The organism is Parapedobacter lycopersici (assembly GCF_024643285.1).
Taxonomy (GTDB): Bacteria; Bacteroidota; Bacteroidia; order Sphingobacteriales; family Sphingobacteriaceae; genus Parapedobacter; species Parapedobacter lycopersici.
The window spans coordinates 278,498-297,344 of sequence record NZ_JAMSLW010000003.1 but is presented as its reverse complement, the minus strand read 5'-3'; the positions used below and the strand labels follow the sequence as shown (position 1 = coordinate 297,344).

The 18,847-nt window shown below is 49.2% G+C and carries 19 protein-coding genes; 6 read left to right on the top strand and 13 right to left on the bottom strand.

The genetic code is table 11. The features are described from left to right. Window positions 1-30 precede the first annotated feature (30 nt). The 4 genes from NEV57_RS08115 to NEV57_RS08100 form a co-directional block, all read right to left on the bottom strand. Window positions 31-417: a VOC family protein gene (locus NEV57_RS08115; protein ID WP_257657812.1), complete on the bottom strand. Its 387-nt coding sequence runs from the start codon at window positions 415-417 to the stop codon at window positions 31-33. A gap of 17 nt (window positions 418-434) precedes the next feature. Next, window positions 435-1,127: an RNA polymerase sigma factor gene (locus NEV57_RS08110; RefSeq protein WP_257657811.1), complete on the bottom strand. Its 693-nt coding sequence runs from the start codon at window positions 1,125-1,127 to the stop codon at window positions 435-437. A gap of 279 nt (window positions 1,128-1,406) precedes the next feature. Next, on the bottom strand, window positions 1,407-2,216 hold the full coding sequence (locus NEV57_RS08105; RefSeq protein ID WP_257657810.1) for a hypothetical protein: 810 nt from the start codon (window positions 2,214-2,216) through the stop codon (window positions 1,407-1,409). A 53-nt stretch (window positions 2,217-2,269) separates the two neighbouring features. After that, on the bottom strand, window positions 2,270-3,109 hold the full coding sequence (locus NEV57_RS08100) for a hypothetical protein (RefSeq protein WP_257657809.1): 840 nt from the start codon (window positions 3,107-3,109) through the stop codon (window positions 2,270-2,272). Window positions 3,110-3,379: 270 nt separating this feature from the next. Here NEV57_RS08100 and NEV57_RS08095 point away from each other — a divergent pair, with 270 nt between their 5' ends. Then, entirely contained in the window at window positions 3,380-4,399 is a 1,020-nt protein-coding gene (locus NEV57_RS08095; protein ID WP_257657808.1) for a nucleoid-associated protein, read from the top strand. 35 nt (window positions 4,400-4,434) lie between these two features. Here the strand turns inward: NEV57_RS08095 and NEV57_RS08090 are convergent, their stop codons facing one another. Next, window positions 4,435-6,246, bottom strand: coding sequence for a hypothetical protein (locus NEV57_RS08090; RefSeq protein ID WP_257657807.1), 1,812 nt, complete (start codon window positions 6,244-6,246; stop codon window positions 4,435-4,437). 239 nt (window positions 6,247-6,485) lie between these two features. Here NEV57_RS08090 and NEV57_RS08085 point away from each other — a divergent pair, with 239 nt between their 5' ends. From NEV57_RS08085 to NEV57_RS08065, 5 genes are all read left to right on the top strand, one after another. After that, entirely contained in the window at window positions 6,486-6,812 is a 327-nt protein-coding gene (locus NEV57_RS08085; protein ID WP_257657806.1) for a DUF4870 domain-containing protein, read from the top strand. A 10-nt stretch (window positions 6,813-6,822) separates the two neighbouring features. Next, entirely contained in the window at window positions 6,823-7,335 is a 513-nt protein-coding gene (locus NEV57_RS08080; protein ID WP_257657805.1) for a hypothetical protein, read from the top strand. A gap of 72 nt (window positions 7,336-7,407) precedes the next feature. Then, on the top strand, window positions 7,408-8,094 hold the full coding sequence (locus tag NEV57_RS08075) for a hypothetical protein (RefSeq protein ID WP_257657804.1): 687 nt from the start codon (window positions 7,408-7,410) through the stop codon (window positions 8,092-8,094). 12 nt (window positions 8,095-8,106) lie between these two features. Next, window positions 8,107-8,667 carry a hypothetical protein gene (locus NEV57_RS08070; protein ID WP_257657803.1) on the top strand — a complete coding sequence of 187 codons (561 nt, stop codon included), beginning with the start codon at window positions 8,107-8,109 and terminating at the stop codon, window positions 8,665-8,667. A gap of 126 nt (window positions 8,668-8,793) precedes the next feature. Continuing rightward, a complete protein-coding gene (locus tag NEV57_RS08065; protein ID WP_257657802.1) occupies window positions 8,794-9,267 on the top strand; it encodes a protein kinase family protein in 474 nt (157 codons plus the stop codon). On the opposite strand, the gene NEV57_RS08060 is transcribed toward NEV57_RS08065, so the two are convergent. From NEV57_RS08060 to NEV57_RS08025, 8 genes are all read right to left on the bottom strand, one after another. Further along, complete coding sequence (locus tag NEV57_RS08060; RefSeq protein ID WP_257657801.1) at window positions 9,258-9,563, bottom strand: GNAT family N-acetyltransferase; 306 nt, start codon at window positions 9,561-9,563, stop codon at window positions 9,258-9,260. The two genes, NEV57_RS08065 and NEV57_RS08060, sit on opposite strands and share 10 nt — an antisense overlap. A 190-nt stretch (window positions 9,564-9,753) precedes the next feature. Further along, on the bottom strand, window positions 9,754-10,518 hold the full coding sequence (locus NEV57_RS08055; protein ID WP_257657800.1) for a rhomboid family intramembrane serine protease: 765 nt from the start codon (window positions 10,516-10,518) through the stop codon (window positions 9,754-9,756). Window positions 10,519-10,602: 84 nt separating this feature from the next. Continuing rightward, entirely contained in the window at window positions 10,603-11,073 is a 471-nt protein-coding gene (locus NEV57_RS08050) for a GreA/GreB family elongation factor (RefSeq protein ID WP_257657799.1), read from the bottom strand. 77 nt (window positions 11,074-11,150) lie between these two features. Further along, the gene (locus NEV57_RS08045; protein WP_257657798.1) at window positions 11,151-12,026 is read right to left on the bottom strand and encodes an endonuclease/exonuclease/phosphatase family protein; all 876 of its coding nucleotides are present in this window, start codon (window positions 12,024-12,026) and stop codon (window positions 11,151-11,153) included. Window positions 12,027-12,041: 15 nt separating this feature from the next. After that, window positions 12,042-13,463: a SusD/RagB family nutrient-binding outer membrane lipoprotein gene (locus tag NEV57_RS08040; RefSeq protein ID WP_257657797.1), complete on the bottom strand. Its 1,422-nt coding sequence runs from the start codon at window positions 13,461-13,463 to the stop codon at window positions 12,042-12,044. A gap of 18 nt (window positions 13,464-13,481) precedes the next feature. After that, window positions 13,482-16,682, bottom strand: coding sequence for a SusC/RagA family TonB-linked outer membrane protein (locus tag NEV57_RS08035; protein WP_257657796.1), 3,201 nt, complete (start codon window positions 16,680-16,682; stop codon window positions 13,482-13,484). A gap of 109 nt (window positions 16,683-16,791) precedes the next feature. Continuing rightward, on the bottom strand, window positions 16,792-17,847 hold the full coding sequence (locus NEV57_RS08030; protein WP_257657795.1) for a FecR family protein: 1,056 nt from the start codon (window positions 17,845-17,847) through the stop codon (window positions 16,792-16,794). 81 nt (window positions 17,848-17,928) lie between these two features. Then, on the bottom strand, window positions 17,929-18,537 hold the full coding sequence (locus NEV57_RS08025; protein ID WP_257657794.1) for an RNA polymerase sigma factor: 609 nt from the start codon (window positions 18,535-18,537) through the stop codon (window positions 17,929-17,931). Window positions 18,538-18,847 lie beyond the last annotated feature (310 nt).

The window sequence follows — 18,847 nt, the reverse complement described above, 5'->3', positions numbered from 1 at the left end:
CGGAAGCATAGACAACTAATTAAATACCGCTTATTTCAGCGGCAGTTCACCCGACTGGTAAAATGCCAGCAGATGGCCATCGGGATCCAGGATATCCGCACTCCAGCCGCCGGGGGCTTCCGTTACCGGGGTAACGATCTCCACTCCTTCTTTGGCCAGCTTTTCCAATACGGTTTCCATATACCCATCCGACAACTCAAATACGACCACCGGTGAACGGCCAACAGTTTCCTTACCTTCGAAAAAAATCAGTTCGATGTTTTCACTCAGTTTGGCCAGTAGCCACTCCGGTTCGCCATCCCCGCCGGGTTGACGTTCGGCCTCCACGCCTAAGACGTCGCGGTAAAAACGTTCGGTCCGACCAAGATCGCTAACATTAAAGACGATGCCAATTCCATTTTTTAGTTGTACTCCCATAGTGGTTTTTCTTTTAGTTAAACATGCCGGGCCTTTCCCGGCTTATCGGGGGTATTGTTGCCGTGAGGATCGGTTTTGTGAGCAGGTATGGAGCGGATGGTGAATAAATGCCCATCCGGATCGTGGCTACCGATGATGGGTGTATTCGTGTGACGGGCAGCGGTCTGCTTGAACATGCCGGTGAGTGAACGGCGGATCAGTCCGCTGGGTAACATCCGTGAAGATTCTTCCGCATATTCGGGCTGCTGCCCGGAAGCGACAAGGTAAGCGCGCCACGCCTGGCGCAGGGCGGTCATCCGTTGGCGCAACGCCGTATCAGCAATGTTCAGCACGTATCGGATTTCCTTCCGGTCGAGACCGCAATTAACCAGCCGTGCAACAAGCTGCAGCGACGGACGGAGGGTGGTAATAAACCTTTCGGGCAGCTGCCGGACGCGTATGCCGGAATCCTCGGCATGCGGGTCAAACTGTGCTTCCCTTTTTCTACGGCGGCCTTCGGTGCGGGCGACAAAAGCGGCACGGTTACGGAGGAATCCCCTGCCCCAAGCCATGAAACGGATGTCTGCAAAATCCCGTCCGGTACTGACGGCTTCGAGCAACAGGTCCTGCACCAGGTCATCCACCTCCTCTTCCCGGCGGGAATATTGCCTGGCGATCCGGTACATTTCTTCAATGGGCGGTTGGGCGCTGTCCCTTGGCCGTATTTCCATGTGGTTATGTGTTTTTATCGTTCCCGGGTAATCACGTTGATAAAGTTACTACTTACACCCGATTTTTTACATCCGAATGCAAATAATCTCCCTGTACCACCTGATCCCAAATTGATATCCGTTTCTGCCGGTGCAGCGGCAAAACCGGGAATAACTTCACACATCCGGCTTAACCTGCCATCCATCAGATCAAATACCAGGGGCGCCAACCGTGGAAAGCGTTGCTTTCCACGGTTGGCGCCCTCCGGCACTGTGCTTCAGTACCGTAATTATGACAACCTAAAACCAGAGTTTTTCGATGATAGATGCGGCACTGGCCACACCCCCGCCGATGCCGGCCCCCCAGGGACCGCCGAAAAAGAAACCGATCGTGGCACCCGATGCATCGGCACCGATCACATCGCAGGTATGGCAGGGCTTGGCCTTAGCTGCGGTGGCGCCGGTCGTCCAGCCGGTCCATTTGCTTCCTGATTTTTTCACCTCCAGCTCGTTGTGCCAGTAGGCCGCGGAATGCCGCGCTACGGTTGTGTAAATCAGGAGTGCCGTTTTGGCATCTTCATCGATTTCCTTGCTGGCCAGCAATTCGCTTTCCTTCTTCTTAACTGCTTCCAGGAACTTGCTAACCCGGTCAGTGGCTGTACCTCCATTGGAAGCCTGTAACAGGTTAAAGGGCAAGAACGGGCCGGGCAGGAACGAGCATAGGATAGGGAAACGCTTGCACCAGTTGAAGTCGTAATACGGTCCGCCGATACCGGCTACCTGAAACTCGGCAAAGGTCTGTTCATACGCCCGGGCGGTAAACTCGTTGTATTCAAGTTTGCTGGCCTCGTGGTAGTCACGTACCAGTGCCATAATCCGCTCCTGGTTCAATGCGGCCGGATCATCGACATTTGCCTGGAAATATTGCAGGAAATCGTTATGCCGTTTTCCTTCGTCGTCATACGGGTTTTGGCGATTGGCCATCTGATCGACCGGAATTTCCCGTTCTACAGCAACGTCAATGGGTGTTGCCGGGTTTTTGTCGCAGGCAGTGAACATAAACAGGATGCCTGCCAATAGTGCTAAAGATAATTTGCTGAACTTTTTCATGATGATGTGTATTAATGGTTAAAAATTAGTGTCTTTTGAATCCGGTGGCCGTATTACCACGACCACTTCCATTTGTTGAATACCGCATAGGCGCTGGCTACACCGGCACCGACCCCGGCACCAACCACGGTGCCTATCGGACCGCCTGCTGAACCGGCTGAACCGCCTACTATTGCACCCGCGATATCCGCGGCAACCACGTCCGACAGCTCAGCTGGCGTCAGGTCGGCCAACGGTTCGCGCAGTGGGTGTTTGGCCACACCGTGCGTGGCATTGTGCCAGTATGCTGCCGAGTAACGGGCTACTGCATAAGCCTGAAGCAGCACGCGGCGGTCTCCTTCCTTAACTTCACGGCTATTGATCAGGTCCGCTTCCATGGATTTGATTTTCCGGATAAATTCGAGCACACCGGAAGTGGCGGTACCATCACCGTTGCCGGTTAACAGCGATACGATGGGAAATGGATTATACGGGCCGGGGGACCCGGGGGGCGTATTGCACAGCGATGGGATGATGTCGCAGATATTCAGGGCAGCAAGCGCGCGGGGATGTCCGTTGGTTAATTCGGCATATCGGCCGAGCAACGACTGCAGGCGGTATTGTTCCGGCTCGTTGAACGCTTCATCCTGCTCCCGGTAAAAATCGCGCGTGACAGCCATTAATTTCTCCCGGTCTACTCCGTCTCCGGCTTTGACCTGACCTGCAAAATAATCGAGGTACGCATTGTGGATCCGGCCTGTGCCATCTTCGGGGTTTCGCGCATTGGCCATCTGTTCGATGCTGATGCTGCTTTCTGGTGCCGCGACCGGCTCAAGCGGATCTCCCTTATCGCAGGAGACAAGACCGACAGTGAAACTGAGCAACAGCACGCTTACGTAATTTCTCTTTTTCATAACCATGTAATTTAAAAGGTGAAACTTGTTGTTCTTTGTAGGTATATCAGTCCACGGGTGTGGTTGTTACCCCCGGTATATTGAAAAAAGAGCAAAAAGATTATAAGACATTGTTTATCAATAAATTAATTTAAAAAATAGGTAGCCGATCGCTCGTGGGTTATCGCGAATAACAAGTGAAACAGGGTCGAATAAAAAATGATTGATACCTTTATCGGCGAATGACATTCCAAAGAAGCGAAACGGCATCAAAATTTAAGAAGAGAACACATGATCCAGTTTGAAGAAGCCGTGATCGGCAAGCTGATCCTGCACCGGATAGCAGCAGAGGGTAATTCCGTGATAGGCAAATCACCCATTGATTATACAGACGACGAAGCAACGGTACTGAAAAAAATATTCCTTAAACCCTTCCTCACCACAACGCAGACATTTGAATTTAAACACGACGTAAATATTGACTATAACATCCTGTTTAGCCTTGCCAGGCGGATTTACACCAACGATGATTTCACGGAATGTTCCGAAAATATTGCGCAGCACCTGATCTCGTCATCCAGGCACCCCAACATCAAAGACGGCGATGTTTTTATCGCGAAGTTTGATGGCGTTTTAATGAATAACAAGGCTTATGCGGCGCTGGGGATTTACAAATTTGAGGATAAGGAGCATTTTATTGAAACAGCGACGGACGCCGGTGGCGTGGGGATGAATGTCCGCAGGGGAATCGGGAACAAAAAACCCGATAAGGCTTGCCTGATCTTGTTTTCCGACGAACCGTATACACTGCTTGTCGTAGACAGCAACCCCAATGAAACCGACTACTGGCAGCGCGATTTTATTAACCACCGGCCGAAAAACGACGACATCAATAACACAAACAGCTTCTTGACACTGACAAAAAACTTCATTACGACACAGATTCAGGAAGACTTTGAAGTAACCAGAACCGATCAGATTGATTTGCTGAATCGATCGGTGGATTATTTCAAGAAACGTGAAACCTTCGATAAAAAGGAATTTGAAGAAACGGTTTTTGGCGATCCTAGTGTAATTGAATCATTCCGCAGGTTTGATAAGCATTATCAGCAGGACCATGAACTTGATTTATCGGATAGCTTTGACATCGCATCGCAGGTGGTGAAGAAACAGGCCCGGATTTTCAAAAGCGTGCTGAAACTGGATAAAAACTTCCACATCTATATCCACGGCAACCGCGAACTGATTGAACAGGGCGTCGATGAAAAGGGCCGAAAATACTATAAGATCTACTATGAGCAGGAATTATAGGTAGGTGTTGTCCCGTGCAGATCTTCCCTATAGCATCAGTTGCCCAGTTGCTGAATGAACTGTTCCAGGTCACTTTCCCTGGGAAGCCCGAGTTTCTGTTTGAGCCGGTATTTGAACATACGCACACTCTGTACCTCCACATGCAATGCCTGTGCCATCTGCTTGGCATTCATTTTTAGGTAAATATAGGTGCAGTATTTCAGATCCAGCGGTGTAAGCTTCTGTACCGATTTTCCGGTGAGCTGATTAAAAAAACCAGGATGTAATTCCTGCACCTGTAATTTAACCTCTTCAAAATCGGCATTAAGCAGTGCCTCTTCTTTGAGCAGTTTACGCACGTGATGGGTGTCACCTGTTTTGAGCTGGCTGCGGATCTGGTTCAGCATATCGTTTTTATGTTCGATAATCAGCGAATTGGCCAGCGCTTCTTTTTGCAACCGCCCCCGCTGCAGTTCGAGCAGCTCCTGTTCAGCACGGAGGCGGGCCTGCTCCTCCTTTTCCATTTTCAACTGCATGGCCGCATATCGTTCGCCCTCTTCTTTTTCATTGGCCAGTTTTTTCTCCCGCTCAATGGAATAGCGAAGCCTAAAGTGATACGAACTGAACATAAATACCAGTCCGATAAGCAGTGCCAGTGCCAGGCCACCGTAAAGGTAATTCTGCCGTTTCCGGAGCGAAGCCGTTTCAGTAAGCAGTTTCAGCTGTTCGTTCTTCTTTTCGGTTTCATATTGGATTTCCAGTTTCTGGGCATTGAAAATCTGCTCGTGGTCCAGGATCTGCCTGAGCCGGGTTTCGGCCTGCTGCTGGTAATTCAGGGCTGCGGGATAATCCTGTTTCTTGACAGCAATATCCGACAAGTGTTTAAAAATCGCATATGCTTCCTTATCGTGAGCCTGATCGCTTTGCTGGATGCGGCTCAAACCCTGCAGCAGGTATTTTTCCGCCTGTAAAATGTTTCCATTACTGAGGGCAAATCCACTTTTAATACCGTATACATTTACCCACTTTTCCGCACTGGCGCGGTGCTGTTCCAATTCTTCTTCAGCGAGTCCGAGGTAAAAATAGGCCTGCCTTTCCCGTTCGGCTGCAGGAGCATCTGAATAAGTCAGGTAAAAATTGCCCAGGTTGATACAGGTGATGGCAAAGGTATTGCCGCTTACTTCCCCCACATGTTCCTGCTGGATGATAAAAGACTGTTTCAGGTAATGATACATGCTGTCGAGGCTGGCGCGGTCCCTCGACTTTCTGTAATCAGCCAGGTACATACTGGAAAGGCCGTTGTTAACGTTGGCTAATAGGTTGGGCCTTCCGATGCGCTGTGCATACACGGCACACTCCAGGATGTATTTCTCCATTTTTTCACGGTCACCCCATTTACTGTATGCACGGTATAGGAGGTAATTCAGGTGATACCGTGTAATCAGTTCGCCGTCGTTACCATTGAGGTATGTAAGGCCAGTTAGTGCATCTTTTACCACCTCATCGGGCTCATTGAGGTAATTGGCCAGAAAGGCCTTTGCCCGATAGGCCACTGCTTTCGCTGCCTGATCCGTGGCGTACCTCATACTGCTGTCCAGCAGTCGTTTACCCAACAACAGGCTATCCATGGCAACGTAGATTCCGCTTTGGTGTGCATATAGATAAGCCAGGTCATCCGGCTTATCGGCGTGTGCCCGGATGGCAGCTTCCAGTGTTTTCAGGGCCGCACCGGTCTGGTTTTCCAATTGCAGTCGTTCAACTTTTTCAAGTGTGGCGGCTGTCTCTGCGTCGATGGCCTGGGCCATTGCAGTCAGGGGACCTGCCAACAGCAATAACACAAGGTATCTGATGATTTTGGTAGTATCCATGTAGCTATCCGGATGGGTTCCGATGCAATAATAAAATATTTTCCGGTAACGTGGCACGTTCATGGTGCGAGAAACAGGAACTCCGGGCATCTGAAAACCCGGTTATTCCACCGTTTTCGGCCTATGTAGATACTTTGTATACAATTAAACGCGATCCCATATATGATTTGTCGCGCCCAAAAAAACAATGTTTCTTTTTTTTCTGTCCAACTTTGCCTGATCATCAATAAGGAGGAAACATGACTACCAGAACCCAATCCATTTTAAGTTATCTCGGCATTTTTTGGCTGATTGCCTATTTTGCCGGAAAGGGCCAGCGTGATTCGTTGAGTACTTACCACCTCAAACAGGGCCTGGGGCTCCTTGTCATCGGTATTTTTTTTAACGTCGCGGTGTTTATTATCAGTCTGGTGTCACCCGTCGTCGCTTCGGCGGTAAGCTACGCTGGTATTTTATTGCTGTTGCTGATGATATTTGGAATTATTCACGCAATAAACGAGGTAAAGAAACCATTGCCCGTAATCGGAAAGGGCTTTGAAAATCAATTTCCGTTTTTGGATAACTGATCACATCCCGATGAAAGGAATTTACTACACGGCCGTCTGTATATTGTTAATGGCAGCACACCAGGCCTGCAACCAAGTTTCGCCCGAAAAGTACATCGCCGTAACGGCTTTGAACAGCAACTTAGTATCAACGGCTTACCGGCCAATGTTTTTCACGGAATTGATAGCGCTTAAAGGCGATGGCCGGCTAACGGGTTCGGCAAAGGAATATGTAATGGAACGGGCGGTAAAACCGGTACAAAAAGCGATCGGGAAGGTCGACGGCCTCCGCAAAACGGACGACGCGAAGGAGTTAATTGCGACGGCAAAGGAGGTAATGGAATACGGCCAGCAGATTTTTGAAACCGATTACCTCGCCATTGCCCAACTGATCGACACCGGAAAACCGGAGGAAGAGATTCATGCTGCAATCGCAAAAATGTATGAGGATACAGAAGAGACCCTCTTTCAAAAATTTGACAAGCTGGATCAATTGGCAATTGCCTACGCCAAAAAGCATAATATATCCTTTTCGGTACGGTAACGGATTTTGGAAGTCTGGCAGCAAAGGACACGGTATCAACACATTAAATATATCATTTAAGCGCAAAGGAATATGTGGTTAGCGATCGACAAAATGGAACAGTCCGTACATCACACGGATGGTTTAATAAATCCCCAAAAAGCCGGGAATGACATGGTACTGGGCATCTACAGGAATCACGTAAGAACGGTTATTTATAAGGTTTATACGAAGAAGACTTTCGGTGAATACTGGGATACCGCTGAAAATAAAAAAATTCCGAAACGGGCCTGGACACAGGAGATGCGGATGTACTATGCAGATCGTGTAAAAGAAGTCCCCAAACCGCCCTATTTAATTAAAGTCACTATCTTCGGCTGGATATTCCTTACCTTATGTATCGGTATTCTCGCCAGCCTGGTTTACGATTCGTTCAAACCACCGGTACCGAAATCGGCACAGACGAGAGCCATGGAAGCGCCCCTGGTTCCCGGCGATGTCTTCTTCGGGCACTTTGAAGCGTATAAGGAAAAAGGAGACCGAATAGCTTCCGGCATCGGTTTTGGCTGGTTCAAAATCGTCAGCATGAAACAGGACACGTTCTACGTGGCGAAAAGTACAGTTATGAGCAAAAATCACCAGTCCAGTGAAAAACTGAACAGTACAGACTTTGAAATGGAAACGATTCCGGCTACCTTAACCGAGAAAAGCGGTTACACCATCCGGCTGATGTCCACGGACGGGAAAACGGAATACTACCTGGACGAAAAGAAACCGTAATCCGATTGGCAAATGCAAAAAAGAAAATCGAAGATAGGCAGCATAATCCTGCTTGTCGGTGTACTTGGGTTACTGATGTTCGGCGTTATATTGTATGCCACGATAAAAACAAAAACATCAAGCCTGAATAAGGTCGCTCCGTTTGATAAGCTAATCGGGCAGACTGTCCGGTTAAACCGGGAGGCCTACCTGATGCAGGAAATACCGGCGCGCAACGATGATTACCCGTTTGTGCTAATGGACCCCGAGCATGAAAATTTTCAGTGGTATATCGACCGGACTGTAATTGACCCGCCGGAAACGGTGATATTGGATACGATTCCCGCGGGTACCCCGATCACGTTTGAAAAGGCCATCGTTTACACGAATGGGGTGTCCGGGCATTCAACACCCTGTATCTTTGGATGGATAGCTATTAATGGCAAAGATTATCGGGTGGAATATTCCTGGGGAAAGCTGGATTTAGCTAAATGGTTCGACCAAGAAAAGAAAAGCTGGAAATTCTGGCGGGCACCCTGGCAGGAAGCGCCCGACACCACGTATTATGAAATCCCTGCGGCACAATGGTGGTAATCTTGCCGGCGCCGGAATCACTGTAAACCGGCCAGTCACAATAAACGAGCGCGGCATGGATAACCTTGGCAATCCGGTCAGGTATTGCTATATTTGATTTATTTGCGACTAAATCATTAGATCCCCGTGAAATATCAACACATTCAACCCGGCTGGATTATGATTGCGGTATTTGTGCCCGCAATTGTTTTCCTGGTTGTCGCCTACATTTTCCAGCTGGGTGAAAAGCCAATTGACCTGGGTGGATTATGCCTGATAAGTGCTGTATTGCTTTTGCTGTTATTATGTTTCTACCGCATGAGAACGATCGTTGAACAAGGCATCATTCACATCAGTTATGGCATTGGATTAATACACTTCAATTTAACACCAAAGAACATTACAGCCGTAAGGGAAGTGAAGATCCCGTTCTATGCCGGGTTTGGTATCCGGATTACCCCTTCAGGTATGCTGTACAATATCCAAGGGAATAAAGCAGTGGAAATACGCTATGGAAAAAATGGCACGCAAACGCTACGGATCGGCACCCCGGATACAGCCGCACTAAAGGCGGCCATCATCACCCATTTCAGCGATGAATTTGTTAAGGATCAATCCTGATCATGCTCGTTGAACCAGATATCCATGTATGTTTCCGGATGCCGCTTAAACTGTGCGTAAACGTAGGGGCATAAGGGTACGATCTTCAGCGCATGTTCCCGAGCATGGGAAACCAGCTTGTCCAGCAGCAACCTTGCAAAACCTTTTCCCTCATGCGCAGGATTTACTTCGGTATGGTAAACGATCAGCTTACCACCAGCGATGGCAATATCCATTTTCCCTGCCTTCTGGTCATCAGTGAATAACTGGATCTCTCCCCGGTTATTGTGATTTATAACGACTTCTGTTCTTTCCATAATGCTGTTTTTACCTGTTATATGTGATTTATTTTAATCAGCCAACGGACTGATGTTTATCCCTGTCGGTTACGAATGCAAGTTACTATATCCAACGGTCATATTTATTAATCCAAGTTAAGAAACGATCGTAAATACCGACCTTAATCCATGTTGACCACTTAACTTAAGGGAGATTAGTTTAACTGAATCACCTTCCGCTCCTCACGCGGGATTTCCGGTAACGCCGTTTCCCCTTAAAACGGCCAACGAGTAAGAGCCCCGCAATAAACCCGCCGATATGTGCTGCATAGGCAACACCGCCCGCCTGCTGGCCGCCGAGTGCCCCAAGGCCGTTGCTAACCTGAAAGATAAACCAGAGCCCGATAGCCAGTATAGCAGGCACCGAAATAATAAAAAACAGTATCCAGATCGTAATCCGCTTATGGGGGAACAGCACGACATACCCAGCCAGCACAGCAGAGATCGCACCTGACGCCCCTAAGCAAGGCATCAATAAGTCCTGGCCGAAGAACAGCGTGCTGAATACATGGCTCAGGCCACTCAATACACCGCAAAGGAGATAGAAAAGTAAATAACGGAAGTGCCCCATGCGGTCCTCTACATTGTCACCGCATATCCAAAGGTAGAGCATGTTACCTGCCAGATGGCCGATTCCGCCATGCATAAACATCGCAGTAATCAGTGTAAGGAATACGGGAATTCCCGTTGGTTGCAGGCCCGGCATCTCAAATGAGCCGCCCAAAACCGGGTCGATGATCAACTGGCTATCGGTAACGATATCCTTACCCGTAAGAATTTCTGCGGGGATGATCGCGTAGGCATATGTAAAGTGAATGTTGTATCCGAAGCCCTGCAAAAATATAAATACCAGTATATTGGCGATGATCAGCAGGTAATTGACAAAAGGAAATGATTCCCGGTCGTGGTTTTCGTCTCCGATGGGCAATAACATAATGCGGCTCTTATGGATTGTACGAATATAGGAAGACTTTGCTTACCGTGAAAATGGCGTGATGCCGCAATTGCGCAATTTCGATTAAGCAATTTGACTAACGGTATATTCCTGTGAATTGAACACAAAGCGCTGGCCAATTGTTTTACCCAGCAACTGGGCACCTATGGGCGAAACCGGGGAAACGATGCCATAGGCCCGGCCATCTACCTCCAGACGGCCTATGCCAATGGCAATGAAAAACGTTCCGCGGTTTGTTTCAACCAGGCTACCCAGCGTAGCCGGCCCCGATTGCGGACGGATATCCACGGCTGCCAGGTGCTGTTCCATCTGTTTGGCATTGGCCAGCGACTGTTGGTACCGGTCAATTTCCTGCTGCATCATTTCGCGCGTCGTCTCATATTTGTCTCCCGCACTGCTCTTGCCGTCGCTGGCGGCCGCTTCACTGGCTGCGGCAATGGCCTGCTGTGCATGCGCAATACGCGCAGTCACATGCTGTCTGCACGCCTCCAGCAGGTGTTGTTTAATCGAATTATCCACACGGCCAATATCCAAAAAAGATGTCACTTTCTACATAAAGTCGAAAAAATACATACAAACCAAAAGAAAGGAATTACCCGCCCCGGATAATTTCAGTGCGCTGTTTCTGTTGACCAGCTAAGCCAGCTCGTCACGGGCAGATGATCGGAAGGATAATGATCGCCATTGTAGGTATCCGATAACACCCGGTAATCTACTACCTGAAAGTGCGGGCTTACGAAGATGTAGTCGATCCGCCCTCCGGGCTGGCCCTGAAACACACCTCCCGGAAACCCGGTGCCCTCCACGCCGACCCGTGGGGTTTGGGTTACTTCATAAGCATCTGACAATAGTCCCTTTACCGCTTGTATTTGAGTGGTTTCGGAAAGGGAATTGAAGTCGCCAGTGCAAATGACCGGCTGACTACCGGCGATTTCCCGGATCTTGCGAGCGAGCAGCGGTCCTGACTGTTCCTTGGCGATGTGTTTCCGCCAGTAGAAATGCACATTGAAGAAGAAAAATGTCTTTCCCGTTTCCTTTTCCCGGAACTGTGTCCAGTAGCAGATCCGGCGGTCGCTGGCATCCCACCCAATGCTTGGCATATCCGGTGTTTCACTAAGCCAGAAGACACCCGAGTCCAGCGCATCAAACCGTGCTGCTTTATAAAAAATGGCGCAGTTAGATAATAGCCCGTCCTGTCCGCCATAAGGATGCGCCAGGTAAGCATATCCCGGCAGCAGTTCGCTCAAATCGGCCAGCTGCGAGGTGTTGCCTTCCTGTGTGCCAACAATATCGAAACCGTGGCTGCTAATCAGTTCGGACAGGGGCTGCTTGCGTATGTCCCAGCCGTTACCCGATTGTTCATCAGCCTCAGCGGCATAGCGGATGTTGTAGGAAGCTACCCGGAATCCCGGTTGGGCCTGCTGTTGTGCCTGACTGCAATTGATTGCAGCCAGGAAAAGAAAAATAAAGAAATAGTGCGTTTTCATGGTTATTTTCTCCTATTAATTGACATCCCACCAAACTTTGGAATTGATATTGTCGCCACCCATGGCCTGTGCAGCGGCTTCATAGTTTGTCCGGTTGTATATTGGCTGCACATCCGGATAAAGCAGCCGGGAGGGCATTACTCCATCATTTAACATCGAATGGGTAGTAGGCAGCTCGGGGTACCCGGTGCGGCGGTATTCTGCCCACTGTTGGTTATCGGTAAAATAAAGTGCCAGATACTTATGCAGCATAATACGTTCAAGCGTACCGTCGTATTTAGCCTGGCTGGTTTCAAAATAGCTTGCCGGCACGGATTCGCCGGTCCACAGCTCAATCGCTGCCCGGACGCCGTTTTGATAATGGGTTTCTACATCATCCAGATGTCCCTTTTGTGCCAATTCTGCCTTGATGAAACAGATTTCGGCATAGGTAAGTATCGGAATGATCATGGGTGCTACTACCTGCTGGTTATTCATATAGGAGGGCGAATAAGTAAATTGCTCGTTGTCATATCCACTTGGGATCCCCTTATAACCGATTGGGTCTCCTTGTTCCGTGGCCTGTCCCACGTAAATCGGCCTCCTGGGGTCTTCCAGCGCATTTAGCGTTTCAATAAAAAACTGACCCACAGCGTGCTGATTACTGAAATCAAGTGCCCGTGACCATGGCGAGATATTCGGGGTAACCCCGGTTACGTGAAATACCGCGGCTTCCGAGGACGCATCGATGATCGGTGTAGCAGCGGGATCGTTAATGATGGCTACCATTTCCTGATAAGCGGATGGACGGACGTCCGATACCCGCAGCAATAGGCGCAGGCGCAGGGAGTTGGTGAATTTTTGCCAAAGGCGGGTATCGTTGGCGAAAAGGATATCGGTACCGTAGGCCATTGCAATGTTATGATCATACAGTGTATTTGCGGTTTCGAGATCGGCCAGCAATTGCGTGTAAACCGTCTCCTGATCATCATACTTGGCTTGGAGAATGCCATCTTCCGCCTGCGAAGCTTCGGAAAACGGGATATCCCCGAAGGTATCACTTAAATTGGAATACACCCAGGCATTTAACGTGAGCGCAATGGCAAGGTAATTAGTTGACTGGTCCGCTTCCGCAGTAATCCGCATCTCACGGATGTTTTTGGCCCATTTGTAAGCAGCATTCCACTGCGAATTCCCGGTAGTAGGCAGAATCTCATACCGCTGTATCCCACCGTAATATGCAGGGTACGGCAGCTGTACCTGCATCAGCTGACAGTTGATGTTATAGTGATTGGTGACATTATTGGAGGCCATGTTGTAGATGACCTCATTCAGCAATGTACCCGGACTGATCTGGTCAATCAGGTTCGGATTGGTATTGATTTCCTCAAAGTTATTATCGCAGCTCGAAGCACCTAATAATAAGCTGCATGCTGCTAATATTGTAATCGTTTTCATCTGACTTTCTTTTGTTAATTAAAACCCAACTTTCAATGTAGCCCCATAGGTGGCCGTGTATGGCATCGGTGCCATTTCAAGCCCGGGTACGAAGGATGTTCCGTTCATGGTACCACCTTCCGGATCCCACATCGGGAACTTATCAAACACGGCAATATTTCTTCCGAAGACACTGAGGGAAAGGTTGTCTATATGAGCTCCCTGAACAAGGGATTTCGGGAACGTATAGGTCAGGGAAACCTCCCTAAGTTTGATAAATGACGATTCGAATACCCCGGTTTCGGCGATCTGGTGCAGCTGGCTATAATACGTCTGTGTATTTACGGGGATGGTATTTTCAACGTACCCGCCACCCTCGGCAGGCATCACCCCTTTCCCAATGATTACCCCTTCATCCCGGCCCGGTATGGTGTTGGCCATAAAGCCATCCCAGGAGGAACGGTTATACGTATTGGACAGGATCAATCCCCCATATGAACCGTCGATCGTGGCATTAAACCGGAAGTTTTTATACCGCAGCGTGTTGGTTATCCCGGCACGCCAGTCGGGTGCAACGTTGCCGAGGTATTCGGTCGTTGCCGTCCGCACCGGAACCCCGTTTTCGAATACCTGATTACCCTGGTCGTCCCTGACGTACTTCGTTCCATACAGGTCGGTCGTGCTGCCGCCGACTGTGCCGATCAGGGAACCTTGGTATACTGTTGCCAATGTCTGGCGCTCAAGGTTGTCGTTCAGGGAGATAATTTCATTGTGGTTGGTCGACCAGTTAGCCGTGATGTCCCATTCAAAATTGGTGTTCCGGATAGGAGTGGCGGTGACGACAACTTCTACACCGTTATTACGCACCTCACCGGCATTGATTACCCGGCTGCTGTAACCGGATACGATATCGCTCGGCAGTGAGAGAATTTGGTTTTCGGTGGTCGAAACGTAATAGGTAAGATCTAACCCCAAACGGCTATCAAACATCCGGTAATCGATACCGGTTTCCCAGCTCGATGTAATTTCCGGTTTAAGGTTTGCATTGAACATCGCTGCCGGCACTACTGCTGAGCTGGCAAATCCGCTCTGGCTGTAATACTTCGAAATTTGGTAGGGGTTGGCGTCGTTACCCACCTTGGCATAGGAAAGCCTGTATTTAAAGAAGCTCACCGGCTCCGGCAGGGCGAACAACTCCGACAGGATGACACTGGTTGTCACCGACGGATAGAAGTAGGAATTATTACCCGCCGGTAATGTGCTCGACCAGTCGTTACGCCCGGTAGCATCGAGGAAGACCTTGTCATCCCACGATAGCGAAAGCATACCGTAGAAACTGTTGATCTGCTTACGCCTGTCGTTGGTGCGTACGAGGGGATTGTTGACCCCGTTGGCCAGACTGTATACGTTGGGGACAATCAATGCATCCACTTCCGACATCACGTTGCGATGATCATAAGACATCCGGCTTCCGCCTGCCATCAATGTATAATTAAGCCGCTCTGCAAAGGTGTTCTTATAGGTTAGCAGAAAGTCGGCGTTGATTTCTTCGCTCGTCACGTCCTGCCGGCCGTAATATCCCCGGGGGTGCTTTTTGCTGGAATAACCCCGGTGCGTTTCACGCAATTGCGACAGGGAGTTCAGCGAAACCCGTCCCATCAGGTCCAGGTGATCCGATAGCTTGATATCTGCCTTGACGTTGCCGACAAGCTGATTGCTCGTTAACGGGTTCGTATCTACATACATCAGGTAATAGGGGTTAGTCGACCAGGCAGAAAATGGATTTAACTGCTCCAGGTTTTCCCGGCCTTTTACCCAGATTGGTTTGTACCAATCCGTATCCACATTAGGCAGCAGGAACATCATAAAGTAGCCCAGCGAGCCGTTGCTCATACCAAACCCGGGGAGGTTGTCGCTGCTTCGGTTATTATAGTTCATTACCGAAGATAACCGGATCGCATTGGTAATTTGGTAGTTCCCATTGAAAGACACGGTATTTCGTTCGTAGCCTGTGTTAGGGGCGATATACCGGTTGTCCGTACGTCCCAGGTTGAGCCGCATGGAACCGCGCGAATCACCGCCCTGAAACGACAATGAGTTTTCAAACGTCATGCCCGTGCGGTAGAAATCTTTCATGTTATTTTTGTATGGCCTCCATAGCGTCCTTTCCGCTCCCTGGTCCTGTGTTACAGGGTCATACTGGTAGTAGTACTGGCCGTTGAATTTCGGACCAAAAGCTACCGGTGTTCTGGTGCTGGGGCCATCTTCTGAATCGTTCCACGAATAGTACTGCTCACCGGCTTCATTAACGCGGGCAATGCCTCCTTCGCCGTATTCGTACTGATAGTCCGGCCAGTTGATAATGTGGTCCGTTAGCAGGGTAGAATTAAAACTAATGCCTATTTTCTGATTTTTCTGTCCAGATTTCGTTGTGATAATCAACGCGCCGTTAGCCGCCCGGGAGCCGTACAGGGCCGCTGCCGACGGTCCTTTCAATACCGTTACGCTTTCGATATCTTCTTGCCGGAGTTCGGAGACCGCGTTACCATAGTCAACCGGTGCCTCCGTACCGTAGGCTGCCCCCACGTTATTGCCATAAGCCGTGGTTTCCTGGTTCATTGGTACGCCATCGATGACAATCAATGCGGCGTTTCCACCCGGATCCAGCGACGTGGTGCCACGCAGCTGGATGCTCTGCGAGTTAATCGGTCCGGTACTGCCGGAAATAATATTCAAGCCGGCAATTTTGCCTTTCAGTCCTTCCGACCAGTTCGTCGAAACTGCCGTAGCCAATGCTTCTGCATTAACGGTCTGCTGTGCATAACCCAATGCTTTCTCTTCACGTTTGATTCCAAGTGCAGTGACGATCACCTCATCCAGATCCGTTGCCTGTTCCGTTAACCTGGCCAAAATGGAGTTTGTGTCACCTGCCTGCACCAGAAAGTCGGAAACCTCATAGCCTGCATAGCCGATAAGGGAAAATCGGATGGTATAACGTTCACCAGCGGTTAATCCGTGCAGACTGAACAGCCCTTCGGTATTGGAGGTTGTTACAGCAATCCGCGCGCCTTTGCTGTTGTTTGCCGTCACCGTTACCCCCTGCAGTAACTTCCCCCTGCTGTCTACCACCGTGCCCTGTATCCGCCCATCCTCCTGGCCATGTGCCGGGAATACCGCCAGTAGGTAAAGCAGGCATACGACCCACCGGAAGCTGTCAATTAGTTGTGTTTTTTGTTTCATCAGTTGAATCCGTTAATTTTTAAACTTGTTTTCAAACCGGTTTTCGTAGTGCAAAGGCATCCCATTCAGCTTAAAAAGCTGTCTTTTGCAACCTGGAAAATCTCGGTATTTACTTGTTGGTAATTACAATGTGGTCATCTTTTTCATATCGATAATTCAAATCATTCATGGTGCATACAATGGACAGCATGGTTTCAAGCGAATCCGTTGGCAAAAAAGCACCGGAAAACGACAGCCCCTTCAAACGGGTTCCCTGCACCGTGATGCGTATCCCCCGTGCTTCGGCCAGCCGCTGGAATACATCTACCAGGGGAGTCCGGCTGAACTGCAGGGTTTCGGCAACTACCCTGCTTTTTAGCGGGCCCCTGACGTTGCCGGAACCCTGTGACGGGGTATGTGTCATGGAAAGTGTCTCTTCCAGCGCATCGATGCGGAGTTCATCACCGGGTTTGAGATAAGTAGCTGTCATCACAAATGGGGCGGACCGGGTAGAAGTGACCACAACTTTTCCGGATAACAGTTGGATCATCGTTTTACCTGCTTCCCGGGTGCTGACAATGAATTCGGTACCCAATGCCGTAGTGGCGAACCCATTAGCATATACGGTAAATGGCTTCTCCCGATTCGGCATCACCTTGAAAATGGCCCTACCGCTTAACCGGACTCCCCGGGCGTTGCTTCCGTATTCGGAAGAATACGTGAGTTCACTGTTCGGCGAAAGGCGGACAACAGAACTGTCCGGCAGTGAAATCAGCTTCGCTTCCTGTCCCGTATTCTGATGAGTGATCGGTGCGGGAACAACCATCGCCTGTTCCTGCGGGATTTGTTCCGGGCGAGACACGATGTGCAGCGTTAGCCCAACCGCCAGACTTAACACAAGCATCGCAGCAGCAGAAATCCACAGGACTGGTCTAATCCGTGTGCGTTGGGCTGTCTGACCGGTTATTCCCGCCCGAACGTGTATACGCTGTAACCACGTATCGGATTGCGGCACGTCGATGATGGGTTGCTTTTCCGAATGGTCGTTCCGCATATATGTACGCTCCATCAGGGTTCGCAGCTCCCGATGACGGTGAAGGTAATCCAGCAAGATGTGCCTTTCCTCTTCAGAAGCCTTTCCCGACCAAAACTTTTCAATCAACTGCTGTAGATTCCTGTTTGTCATTTCAATAATAAATACGATAAGGCTGGAAAAAGGGGGTGGGTAATCAGGTTAAACAATCGTTAAGTTATCTTAACAAAAAGATCAATTGGACAGTAGCATGAACAATACCGCTATTTCCGCGAGGTGTTGCGGATATTTAGCACCGATATATACCTTTATGGCCTTGGTAGCGTGTTTCAAATAATCTTTTACCGTCTCGGTGGAGAGGTCGAGCATGTCCGCGGCTTCTTCGTTTGTCTTCCCCTCGAGCCGGCACAGCCGGAACACTGCTTTACGCCGGGCAGAAAGTGATTCAACTGCTTCTTCGATGGCATTCAACCGCTGTTCAAAGACAGCCTCGTCGTGCGTTTCGTCGTCCAGTAACGACTCAAACCGGACATAACTGTCCACGTATTCCTCCGGTCGCCGTACCGCCTGTTTTAAAAAAGTGAGTGCCTTATGGTAGCTTACGACGAATAGCCACCCCGCTACCGGCCGGTCGGACCGGATTTTAAAACGATTTTGCCAAAGCGACACAAACACGTCCTGCAAAATATCCTCGGCATGTTCCGTTTTTTTTACCAGTTTGAAAATATTGGCGTAAACCGCTTTATAATGACGCCGGTAAACGGCATTAAATGCAGCGGCATCTCCCGAAGCAAGGGCGATCAGCTCGGCTGATTCACTAGGCAATTCATGCATGTTACGCATGACGCAAAACTATCAAGTGCGTGGTGAACGGATAATCAACAATTCGTTATTAAATTGTTAATCCAGCATATCGCTCAGGAAAAAATCAGCACCCATTCCTTCCGGTTTCAGTGCTGCTGAACGTTACACGCAACCATAAACTAAAAGGCAACTTCCAGCGTAATCATCCTGTATCCAATAGTTACCGTACGATTTTACGCTAATCTGACAAATAAAAATACATATTAAAATACTATAAAACAACACGTTACCACACACACTTGTCTGAGTAAAAAAATCAAACAGTTGTTTAAATTAAACGTTTGTTTAG

What these genes read in the sequence shown, in the direction of transcription:
- NEV57_RS08115 (WP_257657812.1), bottom strand. Translation starts at nt 417, where the DNA reads ATGGGAGTACAACTAAAAAATGGAATTGGCATCGTCTTTAATGTTAGC.
- NEV57_RS08110 (WP_257657811.1), bottom strand. Translation starts at nt 1,127, where the DNA reads ATGGAAATACGGCCAAGGGACAGCGCCCAACCGCCCATTGAAGAAATG.
- NEV57_RS08105 (WP_257657810.1), bottom strand. Translation starts at nt 2,216, where the DNA reads ATGAAAAAGTTCAGCAAATTATCTTTAGCACTATTGGCAGGCATCCTG.
- NEV57_RS08100 (WP_257657809.1), bottom strand. Translation starts at nt 3,109, where the DNA reads ATGAAAAAGAGAAATTACGTAAGCGTGCTGTTGCTCAGTTTCACTGTC.
- NEV57_RS08095 (WP_257657808.1), top strand. Translation starts at nt 3,380, where the DNA reads ATGATCCAGTTTGAAGAAGCCGTGATCGGCAAGCTGATCCTGCACCGG.
- NEV57_RS08090 (WP_257657807.1), bottom strand. Translation starts at nt 6,246, where the DNA reads ATGGATACTACCAAAATCATCAGATACCTTGTGTTATTGCTGTTGGCA.
- NEV57_RS08085 (WP_257657806.1), top strand. Translation starts at nt 6,486, where the DNA reads ATGACTACCAGAACCCAATCCATTTTAAGTTATCTCGGCATTTTTTGG.
- NEV57_RS08080 (WP_257657805.1), top strand. Translation starts at nt 6,823, where the DNA reads ATGAAAGGAATTTACTACACGGCCGTCTGTATATTGTTAATGGCAGCA.
- NEV57_RS08075 (WP_257657804.1), top strand. Translation starts at nt 7,408, where the DNA reads ATGTGGTTAGCGATCGACAAAATGGAACAGTCCGTACATCACACGGAT.
- NEV57_RS08070 (WP_257657803.1), top strand. Translation starts at nt 8,107, where the DNA reads ATGCAAAAAAGAAAATCGAAGATAGGCAGCATAATCCTGCTTGTCGGT.
- NEV57_RS08060 (WP_257657801.1), bottom strand. Translation starts at nt 9,563, where the DNA reads ATGGAAAGAACAGAAGTCGTTATAAATCACAATAACCGGGGAGAGATC.
- NEV57_RS08055 (WP_257657800.1), bottom strand. Translation starts at nt 10,518, where the DNA reads ATGTTATTGCCCATCGGAGACGAAAACCACGACCGGGAATCATTTCCT.
- NEV57_RS08045 (WP_257657798.1), bottom strand. Translation starts at nt 12,026, where the DNA reads ATGAAAACGCACTATTTCTTTATTTTTCTTTTCCTGGCTGCAATCAAT.
- NEV57_RS08040 (WP_257657797.1), bottom strand. Translation starts at nt 13,463, where the DNA reads ATGAAAACGATTACAATATTAGCAGCATGCAGCTTATTATTAGGTGCT.
- NEV57_RS08035 (WP_257657796.1), bottom strand. Translation starts at nt 16,682, where the DNA reads ATGAAACAAAAAACACAACTAATTGACAGCTTCCGGTGGGTCGTATGC.
- NEV57_RS08030 (WP_257657795.1), bottom strand. Translation starts at nt 17,847, where the DNA reads ATGACAAACAGGAATCTACAGCAGTTGATTGAAAAGTTTTGGTCGGGA.
- NEV57_RS08025 (WP_257657794.1), bottom strand. Translation starts at nt 18,537, where the DNA reads ATGCGTAACATGCATGAATTGCCTAGTGAATCAGCCGAGCTGATCGCC.